Source organism: Neorhizobium sp. BT27B, from assembly GCF_050455485.1.
Lineage (GTDB): Bacteria > Pseudomonadota > Alphaproteobacteria > Rhizobiales > Rhizobiaceae > Neorhizobium.
Map to the genome: position 1 here is coordinate 636,815 of NZ_JBCIYT010000002.1, position 13,005 is coordinate 649,819.

Annotated in this window: 11 protein-coding genes and 1 pseudogene; 3 read left to right on the plus strand and 9 right to left on the minus strand. The window is 60.9% G+C overall.

Features of this window, described 5'->3' with window-relative positions; all coding sequences use genetic code 11:
* Positions 1-9: 9 nt before the first annotated feature.
* From AAIH70_RS08605 to AAIH70_RS08640, 8 genes are all read right to left on the minus strand, one after another.
* Entirely contained in the window at positions 10-978 is a 969-nt protein-coding gene (locus AAIH70_RS08605) for an ABC transporter substrate-binding protein (protein ID WP_132271772.1), read from the minus strand.
* 78 nt (positions 979-1,056) lie between these two features.
* Positions 1,057-2,184, minus strand: a complete 1,128-nt coding sequence (locus AAIH70_RS08610) for an ABC transporter permease (RefSeq protein ID WP_132271774.1) — start codon at positions 2,182-2,184, stop codon at positions 1,057-1,059.
* Positions 2,181-3,083 carry an ABC transporter permease gene (locus AAIH70_RS08615; RefSeq protein WP_430033829.1) on the minus strand — a complete coding sequence of 301 codons (903 nt, stop codon included), beginning with the start codon at positions 3,081-3,083 and terminating at the stop codon, positions 2,181-2,183. The genes AAIH70_RS08610 and AAIH70_RS08615 overlap by 4 nt, the downstream gene beginning before the upstream one ends.
* Before the next feature lie 231 nt (positions 3,084-3,314).
* Entirely contained in the window at positions 3,315-4,127 is an 813-nt protein-coding gene (locus tag AAIH70_RS08620; RefSeq protein WP_132271778.1) for an ABC transporter ATP-binding protein, read from the minus strand.
* Positions 4,124-4,486, minus strand: coding sequence for a hypothetical protein (locus AAIH70_RS08625; protein ID WP_132271780.1), 363 nt, complete (start codon positions 4,484-4,486; stop codon positions 4,124-4,126). Before AAIH70_RS08625 ends, AAIH70_RS08620 begins: the two co-directional genes overlap by 4 nt.
* Before the next feature lie 2 nt (positions 4,487-4,488).
* Entirely contained in the window at positions 4,489-5,943 is a 1,455-nt protein-coding gene (gene hydA / locus AAIH70_RS08630; RefSeq protein WP_132271782.1) for a dihydropyrimidinase, read from the minus strand.
* On the minus strand, positions 5,940-6,578 hold the full coding sequence (locus tag AAIH70_RS08635) for an endonuclease domain-containing protein (protein ID WP_430033831.1): 639 nt from the start codon (positions 6,576-6,578) through the stop codon (positions 5,940-5,942). The genes hydA and AAIH70_RS08635 overlap by 4 nt, the downstream gene beginning before the upstream one ends.
* 25 nt (positions 6,579-6,603) lie before the next feature.
* Positions 6,604-7,857: a Zn-dependent hydrolase gene (locus tag AAIH70_RS08640; RefSeq protein ID WP_132271786.1), complete on the minus strand. Its 1,254-nt coding sequence runs from the start codon at positions 7,855-7,857 to the stop codon at positions 6,604-6,606.
* A gap of 270 nt (positions 7,858-8,127) precedes the next feature.
* Here AAIH70_RS08640 and AAIH70_RS08645 point away from each other — a divergent pair, with 270 nt between their 5' ends.
* Entirely contained in the window at positions 8,128-8,772 is a 645-nt protein-coding gene (locus AAIH70_RS08645) for a TetR family transcriptional regulator C-terminal domain-containing protein (protein ID WP_132271788.1), read from the plus strand.
* A 58-nt stretch (positions 8,773-8,830) separates the two neighbouring features.
* On the opposite strand, the gene AAIH70_RS08650 is transcribed toward AAIH70_RS08645, so the two are convergent.
* Positions 8,831-10,741 carry a methyl-accepting chemotaxis protein gene (locus tag AAIH70_RS08650; protein WP_132271790.1) on the minus strand — a complete coding sequence of 637 codons (1,911 nt, stop codon included), beginning with the start codon at positions 10,739-10,741 and terminating at the stop codon, positions 8,831-8,833.
* A gap of 692 nt (positions 10,742-11,433) precedes the next feature.
* On the opposite strand from AAIH70_RS08650, the gene AAIH70_RS08655 reads away from it, so the two are divergent.
* A complete protein-coding gene (locus tag AAIH70_RS08655; protein ID WP_132271792.1) occupies positions 11,434-12,645 on the plus strand; it encodes an RNA ligase RtcB family protein in 1,212 nt (403 codons plus the stop codon).
* Positions 12,632-13,005: pseudogene (locus AAIH70_RS08660) on the plus strand (peptide chain release factor H); the annotation flags it as partial. The gene AAIH70_RS08655 and the pseudogene AAIH70_RS08660, both read left to right, overlap by 14 nt.

The window sequence follows — 13,005 nt, forward strand, 5'->3', positions numbered from 1 at the left end:
CTGTCGCGATTATTTCGCGGCCGTGGTGATGTCGGCGGTATAGGCGCCTTCCGGCTGTTTGGTGATGATCTTCTGGTCGAGCAGCGCTTTAACCGTGCGGTCATAGGTGGCGGTGTCGAGCACGCCGGTGCCGGTGCCTATCAGTTTGGCGACCTCGCCCATCATGCGCTTCTGGTGGTTCTCGTCCTGGCCGCCATTGTCCATGACGATTTCGGCCGCTTCATCCGGGTTTTCGATAGCGTATTTCCAGCCCTTCATCGAAGCGCGCACGAACTTGACCATGTTCTCCTTGAATTTCGGGTCCTTCAGCTTGTCCTCGGTGGCGTAAAGCCCGTCTTCAAGAAGGTCGTTGCCCATGGCGGAGAAGTTGAAGACGGTGAGGTCTTCCGGCTTGAAACCGGCATCGATCGCCTGCCAATATTCGTTATAGGTCATCACCGAGATGCAATCGGCCTGCTTCTGCACAAGCGGCTGCACGTCAAAACTCTGCTTGAGAACCGTGACGCCATCGGCGCCGCCATCGGTTTTCAGGCCCAGCTTGTTCATCCAGGCGAAGAACGGATATTCGTTGCCGAAAAACCAGACGCCGAGCGTGTGGCCCTTGAAATCGGCTTCAGTCTTGATCGGCCCATCCTTGGGGCAAATCAGCTGCAGGCCGGATTTCTGGAAGGGCTGGGCGATATTGACGAGCGGTACGCCCTTTTCGCGGGCAACCAGCGCGCCGCCCATCCATGCAACCACGACATCGGCGCCGCCACCGGCGATCACCTGTTCGGGGGCAATATCCGGGCCGCCGGGCTTGATGGTGACGTCGAGGCCTTCTTCCTCATAAAATCTCTTGTCCTTGGCGACATAATAACCGCCGAACTGGCCCTGGGTGACCCATTTCAGCTGCAACGTCACTTTTTCGGCGGCGTTGGCTTCAGCGGCTGACAGCGACATCGCGCCGGCCATCAATGCGAAGAGAAGTTTTTTCATCGGTCTGTTCCTTGTTCCTCTGTGGTTTTTGCTTTGGGTATTGGCCCACCCTTCTGCGGGGCGGGTATTCTTTTGCGTTCAGCCCGCGCGGCTGGACGGATGCCAGAAGGTCACAGTCCGCTCGGCAAGCGCGATCAGACCGTAAAACAGAGAGCCGGCGACGGCGGCCGTGGCGATTTCCGCCCAGACCATGTCGACATTCATGCGGCCGATCTCGGTGGACATGCGAAAACCCATGCCGACGATCGGCGTGCCGAAAAACTCCGCGACGATGGCGCCGATCAAAGCCAGTGTCGAATTGATCTTCAGCGCGTTGAAGATGAAGGGCATGGCGGCCGGCAGGCGCAGTTTCATCAGCGTCTGGCTGTAATCGGACGCATAGGTGCGCATCAGGTCGCGCTCCATCGTGCCCGTCGTGGCAAGGCCTGCCACCGTGTTCACCAGCATCGGAAAGAAGGTCATGATGGTGACGACGGCGGCTTTGGATTGCCAGTCGAAACCGAACCACATGACCATGACCGGCGCCACGCCAATGATCGGCAGCGCCGACATCAGATTGCCGATCGGCATCAGGCCGCGACGCAAAAAATCCACCCGGTCGGCGAGGATGGCGGTGACAAAACCCGAGGCGCAGCCGAGGAGATAACCGGCCAGCGCCGCCTTGAAAATGGTCTGCTGCACATCGGCCCAGAGGATGGCGAGCGAGGAGGCGATGCGCACGCCGATGGCCGATGGTGGCGGCAGGAGGATGAAAGGCACGCCGAAACCGCGGGTGAGGGCTTCCCAGAGGATGAGGATCCAGGCGCCAAAGATGGCCGGGATCAGCAGCCGCAGCACGGTTTTCGCCGCACGGGCGCGTGGTTCGATGTGGGCAAATTCCGAGGCGCTGCCCCAGGCCAGCAGCCATGCGGCGGCAATAGCCAGGAAAAAGGCGGCCGACATTTTTCCCTCGTTGCCGGTGAGGCCGGAGAGAAGGGCGAAAGCGCAGAAATGTGCTCCGAGGAAGAGAAGGATTCCACGCAGCGCCGGACCACTGTTTTCGAACGCCTGCAACATCAGCGTCGTGGTGACGATGCCGCCGGCGATCAGCATGCCGTTGCTGGCCGGATTGGCGGCATCGGCCAGGGTGAGCGGCATATGGGCCGTGGCGGCAAGGGCCAGCAGGGCGGCGGACAGCGAATGCCAGTTGCGTTTCAGGCGTCTCATGCCGGCCTCCCGCTTGTTCGCGTACTGGTCCTCGCGCCCATGGCCCGATCGACCAGCTTGGCGGCAAGGCCGACGATGGCCACCAGAAGTGCGGCGAGAATGGAGCCGGCGATCAGCGCCGCCCAGATATCGATCGTCTGGCTGTAATAGGCGCCGGCGAGAAGTTTCGAGCCGATACCGGCCACAGCGCCGGTCGGCAGTTCGGCAACGATGGCGCCGACAAGGCTTGCGGCGACTGCCACCTTCATCGAGGCGAACAGGAAGGGGATGGCGGCAGGCAGGCGCAGCTTGAAAAGGGTCTGCAAGGCGCTGGCGTGATAGGTGCGCATCAGGTCGAGATGGATGCGATCGGGCGAGCGCAGGCCCTTCACCATGCCGACCGCGACCGGGAAGAACGACAGGTAGGTGGAAATCAGCGCCTTCGGCAAAAGCCCGGTGATGTTGACGGCGCCGAGCACGACGATGACCATCGGCGCGATCGCCAGAACCGGCACGGTCTGCGAGGCGATGATCCACGGCATCAGGCTGCGATCGAGCGTTCTGACATGGACGATGCCGATGGCAATGGCGATGCCGAGAGCCGTGCCCATGATAAAGCCGAGCGCCGTCGAGGAGAGCGTCACGCCGGCATGATAGACGAGGCTGCGGTTGGAGGTGACTTTGCGCAGAACCGTGTTTTCGAAGAGGTTCTGCGCCACCTGATGCGGCGCCGGCAGGATCGGTTTCGGCTGAGCCATGGTTTTGGCGAGAAACTCCATCGGTGTCGAGGTGACATTGCCGCGACGGTCGAGATCACGCTGAAAGGGGGCGTTGAGGGCGTAGGCGGCAATGTACCAGATGGCGAGGATGGCGATGACGATGGTGAGGACGGGCAGGGTGTGGTGGCGCAGCGTGGTCATATTCATGTTCCGACATCTCCCGCCCTGTGCCCTTCGTCACCCCCCTCTGTCCTGCCGGACATCTCCCCCACAAGGGGGGAGAACGGCCGGGCGCATGAACTCCTCTCCACAATCAGCCTTTCAGCGGGCGATAGGAGATCTGAGCCGGGAAGGTCTTGCCACCCCAGATCTCCCCCCTTGTGGGGGAGATGCCCGGCAGGGCAGAGGGGGGTAAACTGAAATCGCTGAGTCTCATTCCTCATAACTATGCCCCGCCCGCAAACCTTCGCGCACCCGGTGGGCGATTTCCAGAAACTCCGGTGTCTCCCTGATCTCCAGCGGCCGTTCCTTCGGCAGGGTCGAGTGGATCACATCGGTCACCCGACCCGGACGCGGCGACATCACCACGATTTTGGTCGACAGATAGACCGCTTCGGGGATCGAATGCGTCACGAAGCAGATCGTTTTCTGCGTACGCGACCACAGGTCCAGAAGCTGTTCGTTGAGGTGATCGCGGACGATCTCGTCGAGCGCGCCAAACGGTTCGTCCATCAGAAGCAGGTCGGCATCGAAGGCGAGGGCTCGGGCAATCGAGGCGCGCTGCTGCATGCCGCCCGACAGTTGCCACGGGTATTTCTTGCCGAAACCGGTCAGATTGACGAGATCGAGCACGCGGGAAATGCGCTCCTGTCGCTCGGCAGTCGAATAGCCCATGATTTCCAAGGGCAGGGCGATGTTCTTTTCGATCGTGCGCCAGGGATAAAGGGCTGCCGCCTGAAACACATACCCGTAAGAGCGTGCCTTGCGTGCCTCTTCCGGCGTCATGCCGTTGACGGAGATCGTGCCGGATGTCGGCTGTTCGAGATCGGCGATCACCCGCAGAAACGTCGTCTTGCCACAGCCGGACGGGCCGATGAAGGAGACGAAATCACCCTTGGCGATGTCGAGATCGACATTGGACAGCGCATGCACCGGGCCGTCATTGGTGTCGAAGGTCAGGCCGAGATTTTGGGCGCTGACGACCGAATAGGTTTTTGCCGCGGCGGTGCTGATCTTCTTGCTCATTTGCATTTGGGAAGTGGTCCCCACTTGGTGCCGTCTCTGGCGGTGATCGTGTAACCCTTCGCCGATTTCGTCAGCGTCATGGTGTGGACCGGCCCGACTTCGCCCTCGGCATCACATTGTGCCTTGATGGTGAAGCCGCTGCTGGTCTTGGTGGCGGCGCTCTTGAACTCGCAGAAGGAGGCGGCTGTCGTCACGCCCTCGTCGTTGAGCAGGAAAAATACGTCGGCGCCGGAGGATTCGCCTGTTTTGGCGTAGATGCAGCCCTCCTTGTTGCCATAGGCTCCGTCGAGGAATTGTGCGGCTTCGGCGCTGAGCGGGGCGAACAGGCAAAAGGGAAGTGCGAGACTGAGCTTGCGCATCATCATACTCCGCTTGCCGGAATGCCGGACCGCTCGACTTTTCGAGGCGCCGTCAGTTCCTTCCAGTTGGACAAGGCCTTTGCCGGTGCGGGGAAGGGTGCACGGGAGACAAACCTGCCGTCGCCCTCCTTGGACAGGATTTTCCCATCGGCATAAACGACCGTTCCACGCGACAGCGTGAAGCGCGGCAGGCCGCTCACCTCTTGGCCTTCAAAGATGTTGTAATCGAGCGCCGATTGCTGGCTCTCCGCCGAGATGACTTTCGAGGCCTTTGGATCGAGCACAACGATATCGGCATCGGCGCCGACAAGAATGGCGCCCTTCTGCGGATAGATGTTGAGGATTTTGGCGATGTTGGTGGAGGTGACGGCGACAAATTCGTTCATCGTGATGCGGCCGGTCACCACACCATGGGTCCAGAGCATCGGCAACCGGTCTTCCAATCCGCCGGTGCCATTCGGGATCTTTCGGAAATCGCCGATGCCGTTGCGTTTTTGCGCCGTGGTGAAGGCGCAGTGATCGGTCGCCACCACCTGCAGGGAACCGGCCGAAAGGCCGGCCCAGAGACCATCCTGATGGCGTTTGTCGCGAAATGGCGGCGACATGACGCGGCGGGCGGAATGGTCCCAGTCCTTGTTCGAATATTCGCTTTCGTCGAGTGTCAGGTGCTGGATCAGCGGTTCGCCATAAACCCGCATGCCGGCCTGTCGGGCACGCCGGATCGCCTCATGCGCCTGTTCGCAGGAGGTGTGCACGACATAGAGCGGCACCTTGGCCATGTCGGCGATGATGATGGCGCGGTTGGTGGCTTCACCCTCCACCTCGGCGGGACGGGAATAGGCATGCGCCTCCGGGCCGTCATTGCCGGCGTCCATCAGTTTCTGCTGCAGGGCGGCGACGATATCGCCGTTTTCGGCGTGGACAAGTGGCAGCGCGCCGAGTTCGGCGCAGCGGGAGAACGAGGCGAACATCTCCTCGTCATTGACCATCAGCGAGCCCTTGTAGGCCATGAAATGTTTGAACGAGTTGATGCCATGGTTGCGCACCACCGCTTTCATTTCGTCAAACACCTGTTCGCCCCACCAGGTGATCGCCATGTGAAAAGAATAATCGCAATGGGCGCGGCTCGCCTTGTTGTCCCAGCGTTTCAGCGCATCGAGCAGCGACTGGCCGGGTTCCGGCAGGCAGAAGTCCACCACCATGGTCGTGCCGCCGGCAATGGCCGCGCGGGTGCCACTATCGAAATCGTCGGCGGAATAGGTGCCCATGAACGGCATTTCGAGATGCACATGCGGATCGATGCCGCCCGGCATGACGTAACAGCCCGTGGCGTCCAGCACGGTATCGCCGGACAGGTTCGGGCCGATCTCGACGATCTTTCCGCCATCGATCTTCACGTCGGCCTTGTAGGTGAGGTCGGCGGTGGCGATGGTGCCGTTTTTGATGACTTTGGTCATGCATTCTCCTCCCGTATGCGATGATAAGAAACCTCCGGCGGATAGAAACGTGTCGTTTCGCAAGCGGCGGCCAGATCGCCTGCGAGGGCCGCGAGGATGGTATCGAGGACCGCGCGGCGCTCGCCGGTGATTTCATGGTTCCAGAACCGCAGCACGGCGTAACCGTTGGCATTCAGCCATTGGGTTCGGATCCTGTCGGACATGCTGTCCGCGTGGTGAAAACCGTCTATCTCGACAATCAGTCCTCTATCGCGGCAGAGAAAATCAACGATGTATGGACCGAGCGGCACTTGGCGGGCGAACTTGTAGCCATTCAGCAGCCGGTTTCTGAGTTCGCTCCAGAGCCGGTATTCTTCTTCGGTTTCGTTGCGGCGTAGTCGCCGGGCTTGAGACGTCTTTCCGGCGCGGCGTTTGGTGATGTGGTCATCGGGCATGATGCGTACCCCCTCATCCGGCCCTGCGGGCCACCTTCTCCCCGAGGGGGAGAAGATAAGCCGTACCGTCATGGGTTCCAACCGTGCGTTGCTACGGGTGGTGTAGAGGTATGAGGCCGATGAATGCCTCTTCTCCCCAACGGGGAGAAGGTGGCCCGAAGGGCCGGATGAGGGGGATCTTGCTGCAAGGGTAGTGGTCAATGATTTCACGGTGTCCCCCACTGCATCACACCACAATCTCCGCCGTCTCCAGCACCGCATGCAGCAGCACATCACAGCCGGCCGATGCCCAGTCCTTGGAAATCTCCTCGGCCTCGTTATGCGAAAGTCCGCCGACGCAGGGGCAGAAGATCATCGTTGTCGGTGCCACTTTCGAGGCCCAGCAGGCGTCGTGGCCGGCGCCGGAGATGATATCCATGTGGCTGTAGCCCAGCTTTTCCGCCGCATGACGGACGCGCCCGACCAAGGTCGGATCAAAGGTAATCGGATCGAAATGGCCGACCGCCTCCACCGCGCAATCGACGCCGAGGACCGCGCACATGTCGGCGGCTGCCTTTTCCACCCGTGCCCGCATGCGGTCGAGTTTCTCCTGGCTCGGCGTGCGCATGTCGACTGTGAAGACCACCGTGCCGGGCAGCACATTGCGGGAATTGGGCGAAAAGAATGCCTGTCCGACACCGGCGACCGCGCCCGGCTGTTCGGCCATTGCTGCCTCCTGTACCGCTTCGAGGATGCGGCCGAAGGCGAGGCCGGCATTGACGCGGCGGTCCATCGGCGTCGAGCCGGTATGGGCCTCCTTGCCCGTCAGCGTGAATTCCAGCCACCACAGGCCCTGGCAATGGGTGACGACGCCGATCTGCTTTTCTTCCGCTTCGAGGATCGGTCCCTGTTCGATGTGATATTCGAAATAGGCGTGCATCTTTCTGGCGCCGACTTCTTCCTCGCCCAGCCAGCCGATGCGTTTCAGCTCGTCGCCATAGGTCTTTCCGTCGGGATCTTTTCGCGAATAGGCGTAGTCGAGCGAATGCACGCCGGCAAACACGCCCGATGCCAGCATGGCCGGGGCGAAGCGCGCGCCTTCCTCGTTGGCCCAGTTGGTGACGACGATCGGGTGTTTTGTCTTAACGCCGAGATCGTCGATCGAGCGGATCACTTCCAGCCCCGCCAGCACGCCGAGCACGCCGTCATATTTGCCGCCGGTCGGCTGGGTGTCGAGGTGGCTGCCGATATAAACGGGCAGGGCATCCGGGTCGGTGCCGGGGCGGGTCGCAAACATCGTGCCCATCTGGTCGGTGGCAACCGTCATGCCGGCATCCTCGCACCATGCCTTGAACAGGTGGCGGCCTTCGCCATCGGCATCGGTCAGCGTCTGGCGATTGTTGCCGCCGGCAATGCCGGGGCCGATCTTCGCCATCTCCATCAGCATGTCCCACAGGCGGTCGCCATTGACGCGCATGTTCTCGCCGGGTGCTGCCACCATCGTGATCTTCCTCGCCTGTTATCAACCGCCGTTCGGCGGCATTGCGTTTTCCCCGCAGGTCTTTGGCAACCTGTCTTTTGCAGTCGAAACAACATCGGCATTGCGTTTGTTTTTATGGTCGCCGATAATTTGACCGATTGGTAAAACATGGCAATTTTCAAGCTGGCACTCAAGACGGGAATCGTGAAAAATATTCGCTGAAATTGAAGGCAGAATGCCTGAAAATGCGGCGGTTTCGAGCGAGCCAGCGGTCGCTGTGAAAGGGTAGATATGGCCATTCCAAGGGCGGCACAGACACAGCGGCGCACCCGCATTCAGGAGGAAAAACAGGAGCGCATCCTTGAGGCGGCGCTCGACGTGTTTTCTGCGCGCGGTTTTCGCGGCTCGACACTCGATCAGATCGCCGAGGCGGCGGGCATGTCGAAACCCAACCTGCTCTATTATTTCCGCACCAAGGAGGCGATCCACCGGCAGCTGATCGACCGGGTGCTGTTCACATGGCTCGATCCGTTGAAGGCGTTCGATGCCGATGGCAGGCCGGAATCGGAAATCCGTTCCTACATCCGCCGCAAGCTGGAAATGTCACGCGATTTTCCGCGTGAAAGCCGGCTGTTCGCCAACGAGATTCTGCAAGGCGCGCCGCACATCGAGGACGAGTTGAAAGGCCCTTTGAAAGAACTGGTGGATGAGAAGGCTGAGGTGATCCGCGCCTGGGCACGTTCGGGAAAAATCGCCAAATGCGATCCCTACCACCTGATCTTTTCGATCTGGTCGACCACCCAGCATTATGCGGATTTCGACGTGCAGGTGCGGGCCGTGCTCGGCCAGAACCTGTCGGGTGAGGGGCGTTTCGAGGATGCCGCGCGTTTTCTCGAAGAGCTTTTCATGCGCGGGCTGGCAATCCCTAAAACCTGAAAAGCGAAAGGCCCGGAGATCGCTCTCCGGGCCTTCTTTCTCGATGTGCCGATGATGATCAGGCGGCCGAGCGGTAACGATGGCCGGTATGCGAGGCGTGGCCTTCTTCCAGCTTGAAGTTCTGCAGGATGGACTGCAGCTGGCGGCTTTCTTCGGCGAGCGTTTCGCTGGCGGCAGTGGTTTCTTCCACCATCGCAGCGTTCTTCTGGGTCATCTGGTCCATGTGGTTGACCGAGGAGTTGATCTCGGCCAGCGCCATCGACTGTTCCTTGGCGGCGGTGGCGATCGATTCCACATGTTCGTTGACGCGGTTGACGAGGTTTTCGATTTCCAGAAGCGCATCGCCGGTGGAGCGAACGAGGCTGACGCCGCCTTCGACTTCCGAGGCAGAGGCGCTGATCAGCGTCTTGATTTCCTTGGCAGCGTTTGCGGAGCGCTGTGCCAGTTCGCGGACTTCCTGAGCGACGACGGCGAAACCACGACCGGCTTCACCGGCGCGGGCAGCTTCGACGCCGGCGTTGAGCGCGAGCAGGTTGGTCTGGAAGGCGATCTCGTCGATCACGCCGATGATCTGGCTGATCTTGTTGGAGGATTCCTCGATGCGGCCCATGGCGGTGACGGCCGAGCGGACGATGTCGCCGGACTTCGACGCGCTCTGCTTGGTCTGATGCACCATGTCGCGGGCTTCGTTGGAACGGGCCGAGGCGGCGCGCACCGTCGCGGTGATTTCGTCCAGTGCTGCGGCGGTTTCTTCCAGCGAGGCGGCCTGCTGCTCGGTGCGCTTGGAGAGATCGTTGGCAGCCGAGGACAGTTCGGCCGAGTTGTTGTTGATCGTGCCGGCAGCGCCACGCACATTGTGCATGGTGGCGCGCAGCGTCACCATCGTGGCGTTGACGTTGCCCTGCAGTTCGGCGAAGGCGCCCTGGAACTGGCCTTCCATCGTCTGGGTCAGGTCGGCATCGGCGAGCGCTGCGATGACGCGGCGGACTTCGGTGACGGCGCTGTCGACACTGGCCACCAGTTCGTTGACGCTGCCGGCAAAGCGGTTGAGGTCTTCGCTCTGGTAATCCTTGCGGATGCGGGCGGTAAAATCGCCGGCAACGGCGGAAGCGACGACGGTGGCGATGCTGGACTGCAGATCGGAGCTGCGCTCATGCAGCACGGCTTCCTGTGCCTTCAGCTGGTTCATGGCAATCGCGTTGTTGCGGAAGACATCGACCGCGCGGCCCATTTCGCCGATTTCGTCCTTGCGGGCAGCATCGACGGCGCTGCCATCGAGATCACCCTTGGCAAGGCGGCTCATGGCGTCGGTCAGGTCGCGGATCGGGCGGATGATGCCGCGACGGGCAACCAGCGTGCTGATGACGCTGCCGAGAATGATGAAGCCGATTGCAGCCAGTGCCGAGATCAGCATGGCTGTCGACGAAGATTCGACGGCGGATGCACGGGCTTCCGCCAGCGACTTGCCGGAATAGGTGCTGTAAACCTTGACCGTGTCGGTGACGACCTTCTGGCCATCGAGTGCCTTCTTGAGGCCGGCGCCGATGGCTGCCGTATCGGCCGGGTTCTTTTCGGCGATATCGACCATCTTGCGGATCTCGCCGAAATAGCTCTCCATTGCGCCGCGAATAGTCTTCAGCTGATCCTTTTCGGTGGCGTCAGCGGTCGACTCGATCTTGGGCAGGCGGCCGAGCATTTCGGTCGAACGCTTGTCGGTTTCAGCGCGGAAATCCTTGGCCTTTTCCGGCGCAGCGGCCAGCTGGTAGGTCATGCGGCTGATGGCGATGATGTCGACGCGCAGGTCCATCGCTTCGCGGGCCACTTCCTCGCGGGAGCCGACGGAGACCATTGCCTGCTGGAGACCGTAAAGGCCGCTGCCGGCAACGCCGGCGATCACGACCGAGGACAGGCCCATCACAACCGTGACGATGCCGAGTTTCTTTGAAATGGCCATATCTTTGAATGCCATAATGCTACACCCCACCCATAAATCTGCACAACACAACGGCGCGTGGCGCAGCTCTTCTCTGAGGGAGGCGCGACAGCATGCTTGTGCGACAAAATGGCAGGTTGGCACTAATTGCAGGTTAAAATGCAGACTGATAGTTGTTGTGCCAATGAAGTAACGTCCCACCAATATTGTACCGAATAAATGTAAATTATTCGGGCAATTGCTCATTGCAGGTGTGTCTAAAATTCTTTTGAATGCAGATACTTCGTTTTCCGGCATGTGATGCGAAATATCTCGCGCATGCCGCGAAAAATGTTGCGTCGCGGAATATATTGCACTGCACAATAGTCGGCCACTGCGATATGGCCAAATAAATTTTCGCTTTAAATTCGAAAAAGATGATTGCTCGGCCTTTTGTCATGTAGCCGGTCGGCATCATGACGTGTTCCTTGGTGACGGCGACCTTTTCGCCACAGCCTGACCCAAAGTCATGTGCCACGCTTTCGTCGCTGCTTGCTTCTGAAAGACGCCTGTACTAGTTGAGCCTCACTGATTTCTGGAACAAGGGAGCGCCCGATGCAAAACATCTCCGCACGCCCCAATGGGGTTTCGGCTTAACTCGGTCATTGTGCCGATGAATGCCGATTGACCTGCCGCGCCGATTTTTCGGCTCTTCGGCAGACGATCACTCCTATCCAGAGTTTTTCAAAATGGGCACTTCCATCGGGAGCGATAGCTCCCACACGCCGTCGGTGCAGCCGGCGGCCATTCACCGTGTCTTCTCGGACAGGGCCTGGATCGAAGGCGCCGCCCTTCACCAGCTTGACGAGATGGCACGTCTTCCGGGAGCGAGGGAAATCGTGGCATTTCCCGATCTTCATCCCGGCAAATACGGTGCGACCGGTGTCGCGCTGTTGTCTGATCGTCTTCATCCGCTGCTGATCGGCAACGATATCGGCTGCGGCATGTCGCTGTTTGCGCTGGATCTGCCGCTGCGCAAGCTGAAGATCGACAAGGCGACCGCACGTCTGCGTACCTTCGAGGCGCAGGAGCTCAGTGATGTCTCCGCGCGTCTTGAGGAAGCCGGCCTCCCGCCAGAACTTTTCGAGAGTTCGCTCGGCACGATTGGCGGCGGCAACCATTTCTGCGAGTTGCAGGCCATCGACAAGCTGGTGGAGGGCAAGGATCTTGACGATCAGCGTCTTTACATCCTTGTTCATTCCGGCTCTCGCGGTTTTGGTGCGTCGGTCTTTGAAACGATGCTGACCAACCACCCCTCGGTGAAGGATGGCATCGATCCAGCGTCCGAAGCGGGGCAGGCGTGGCTTGCCGCGCATGACCGCTGCGTTGCCTGGGCTTCGCTCAATCGCCAGCTGGTGGCGGAACGGGCCGGTCTCTCCCTTGGGGCCGATGTCGAACGGATCGCAGATATCCCGCACAATCTCGTGCGGGTGTCGGATCGCGGCTTCGTTCACCACAAGGGCGCGGCTGCGGTGAAGCCGGGCGAACTCGCACCGGTTGCCGGCTCTCGCGCCAGCCTCAGCCATATTGTCCGGGCCGTTGAGGGCGTTGCGAATGCTCTCGGTGCTATCTCGCATGGTGCGGGCCGCAAATATGATCGCGCCACCATGCATGGCCGGGTCGGCAAGACGCGTTCGGATCGTGAGCAGCTGTTGCGCAATGCCTGGGGTGGCGTGGCGATCTGCGATGATCGCAATCTCGTCATCGAGGAGGCGGCTGCCGCCTACAAGGATTCGGGCCATGTCGTGGCCGATCTTGTTGCCGCCGGGCTGGTCGAGCCGGTCGCGACCTTGCGTCCGCTCGTCACCTACAAGAAGGCGGTGGACGAAGCCGAGGCCGATCGCCGCGACCGCAAATCCGGGCATCGGGAGATGAGGAGGCAGAAAAATGGCCGGCGTTGATCTTCTCGTCACCTCCGGCGACGGTCCGGTGGAATGCCGGATTGCCGTCACGAAGCTGGTCGATATCCTGCGCGTCGAGGCGGGCAATCGCGGTTGCGGTTTCGAGGTCAGTTTCGGGCCGATGCCGGACAGGCACGGTCCGAAATCGGCGATCGTCAATCTCGACGGCGAGGGTGCCGCAGCTCTCGCAGGCGACTATGCCGGCACGATCAAGTTCATGTTCAAGAGCCCGGTCCGGCCGGGCCACAAGAGGCAGAACTGGTTCGTGGCGGTGCAGCCGGTCGATCTTGCCGCCGAGCAGGTCGACAACTCTCTCGATCCCGCCGACCTTCGGTTCGAGACCTTGCGGGCGGGCGGGCC

What these genes read in the sequence shown, in the direction of transcription:
- AAIH70_RS08605 (WP_132271772.1), bottom strand. Translation starts at nt 978, where the DNA reads ATGAAAAAACTTCTCTTCGCATTGATGGCCGGCGCGATGTCGCTGTCA.
- AAIH70_RS08610 (WP_132271774.1), bottom strand. Translation starts at nt 2,184, where the DNA reads ATGAGACGCCTGAAACGCAACTGGCATTCGCTGTCCGCCGCCCTGCTG.
- AAIH70_RS08615 (WP_430033829.1), bottom strand. Translation starts at nt 3,083, where the DNA reads ATGACCACGCTGCGCCACCACACCCTGCCCGTCCTCACCATCGTCATC.
- AAIH70_RS08620 (WP_132271778.1), bottom strand. Translation starts at nt 4,127, where the DNA reads ATGAGCAAGAAGATCAGCACCGCCGCGGCAAAAACCTATTCGGTCGTC.
- AAIH70_RS08625 (WP_132271780.1), bottom strand. Translation starts at nt 4,486, where the DNA reads ATGCGCAAGCTCAGTCTCGCACTTCCCTTTTGCCTGTTCGCCCCGCTC.
- hydA (WP_132271782.1), bottom strand. Translation starts at nt 5,943, where the DNA reads ATGACCAAAGTCATCAAAAACGGCACCATCGCCACCGCCGACCTCACC.
- AAIH70_RS08640 (WP_132271786.1), bottom strand. Translation starts at nt 7,857, where the DNA reads ATGGTGGCAGCACCCGGCGAGAACATGCGCGTCAATGGCGACCGCCTG.
- AAIH70_RS08645 (WP_132271788.1), top strand. Translation starts at nt 8,128, where the DNA reads ATGGCCATTCCAAGGGCGGCACAGACACAGCGGCGCACCCGCATTCAG.
- AAIH70_RS08650 (WP_132271790.1), bottom strand. Translation starts at nt 10,741, where the DNA reads ATGGCATTCAAAGATATGGCCATTTCAAAGAAACTCGGCATCGTCACG.
- AAIH70_RS08655 (WP_132271792.1), top strand. Translation starts at nt 11,434, where the DNA reads ATGGGCACTTCCATCGGGAGCGATAGCTCCCACACGCCGTCGGTGCAG.